This is a genomic window from Mesorhizobium sp. M4A.F.Ca.ET.050.02.1.1 (assembly GCF_003997725.1).
Classification (GTDB): domain Bacteria; phylum Pseudomonadota; class Alphaproteobacteria; order Rhizobiales; family Rhizobiaceae; genus Mesorhizobium.
On the sequence record NZ_RZSG01001498.1, the window covers coordinates 1 to 467 of the forward strand.

1 pseudogene is annotated in these 467 nt (G+C 67.9%); it reads right to left on the reverse strand.

The annotated features are described in order from the left end of the window. Positions 1-228 (reverse strand): annotated as a pseudogene (locus EOA33_RS38355) (ABC transporter substrate-binding protein); the annotation flags it as partial. Positions 229-467 lie beyond the last annotated feature (239 nt).

A 467-nucleotide genomic window follows, 5' to 3' on the forward strand; every position in this document is an offset into this window, starting at 1 on the left:
CTTCCTGCCGTCTTCGCCGGCACTTCCCGGGGCCGACAGCGGCAACAGCATGGTGATCTTGGCCGGCCCCGTGCCGAGCGACTGCGTCGCCGTTACCGCCTGCGGCGCGGCGGCAATGGCGCCGTCGGCCGGCGTGCCGGGCGACGCGACCGCGGCCGGGTCGAGCGCCTCGCTGACGCTGCCTTTCGACTGGCAGCCCGAAACGGCAGCCAAAAATGCGAGCGCCATCGCCCGTGTCCACGGGCAGGAAAGCCGCCGGCCAAGTTTCATGATCGCTCCATCCTGTGTGCCGCCGGTCGTGGCGACAACGTTCCCGGGTCCCATCCCGCGGCACGCCTTGCGCTGCTTTGAATTCCGGCCTCTCCCGGAGCGGTTCATCGTTTCACGGAAAATCACGCCGCTCCACCTCTTTGTTTCGACGCAATTCCGGGTGGAAAGGCGCTTCCTGGAATTGCTCCGGCTAGCCG